Raw genomic sequence first — 1,433 nt, 5'->3', positions numbered from 1 at the left:
GGCGATTTGGACGCACCCGAAGTTGCGGACGCGGCAGATGATCTTGACAATATTCTAGGTGGCTTGGACGCGGCGGAGGAGGCTAGCGACGAGAGTTCTTTGGATGATATCCTAGGCGATCTGGATACGCCTGAAGTTGCGGAAGCGGCTGATGATCTTGACGACATTCTCGGCGGGCTGGACGTGGCAGAGGAGGCCAGCGACGAGAGTTCTCTGGATGATATCCTAGGCGATCTGGATACGCCTGAAGTTGCGGAAGCGTCGGATGATCTTGACGACATTCTAGGTGGCTTGGACGCGGCGGAGGAGGCCAGCGACGAGAGTTCTCTGGATGATATCCTGGGCGATTTGGACGCACCCGAAGTTGCGGACGCGGCAGATGATCTTGACGATATTCTAGGTGGTTTGGACGTTGCGGAAGAACCTGCTGCAGTAGACGAACTTGATGATCTTCTGGCGGGGCTTGGCGATGACACCCCCGAAGGTGATACTCCCGCAAAAGAGACCGATGATCTGGATGCGCTTTTGGGCGGGCTTGACGAAGGGTCAGATCAGGGCGGCGACGGATTGGACGATATGTTGGCCGGTCTGGACACACCTGCATCGGCAAATGTCGTTGAAAGCAAAGAGGAGCAACCTGTTGTGTCTCATGAATCGCGACAATCCCCTTTCGGACTGATCTCGGAGCCGCGCCCCGAAAGGGCGAGCCTGAATCGCAAGAAATTCCGTATGGCCGTCTTTGGTGATTTCACAGGCCGCGCGGCAAAAGGGCAGATGGAGACTGGCGACGCTTTGGCGGCCCGCGCGCCCATTGCGCTGGATGTCGATACCATTGACGAGATCATCGAAGGTTTTGGCACGACGCTTAACCTCAAGATCGGCAAAGACGGCAGCGGCGTCGAGGTCAAGTTGAAGGAATTTGACGACCTGCATCCGGATGAACTTTATGACAATCTGGGTATTTTCGATGAAATCTCGGGTCTGCGTAAGCAACTGGCTGTGGGGTCCATGGCGGACCGGACGATTGCGCAATTGCAAACATGGTCTGAAACCCATGCAACACCAATCAAGCTGCCAAAGCGCTCTGCAAGCACATCAGTGCCTGTAAATCTGAAACTCAGCGATTTTCAGGCCCTGATCGGGGATACCGGTGGATCACTGACCCCGTCAGGCCCTGCCGATGATCTGATTGCTCAGGTTGTGGGGCCGCACATTGTCAAAGCCCCTGACGCGGGTGCCGCCGAGATGACAAAGGCCGTTGACGAGGCGTTGAGTTCGGCCATGCGGCTGGTGCTACATCATCCGGATTTTCAGGCAATCGAAGCGCAATGGCGGTCGTTGGACATGCTTGCGCGCCGCATTGAAACCGACAGCACGCTTGAGATCATCTTGTATGATGTGTCCGCCGAAGAATTGGCCGCCGATCTGGCCGC

The 1,433-nt window shown here is 56.4% G+C and carries 1 protein-coding gene; it reads left to right on the top strand.

The genetic code is table 11. From position 1 onward, the window contains the following. Nucleotides 1–1,433: type VI secretion system contractile sheath domain-containing protein (locus ABYT07_RS21085; RefSeq protein ID WP_372993950.1), on the top strand; the 1,433-nt coding region annotated here is incomplete at both ends.

The organism is Sulfitobacter sp., assembly GCF_041552635.1.
Lineage (GTDB): Bacteria > Pseudomonadota > Alphaproteobacteria > Rhodobacterales > Rhodobacteraceae > Sulfitobacter.
This window is presented reverse-complemented; position numbering and strand designations above follow the sequence as displayed.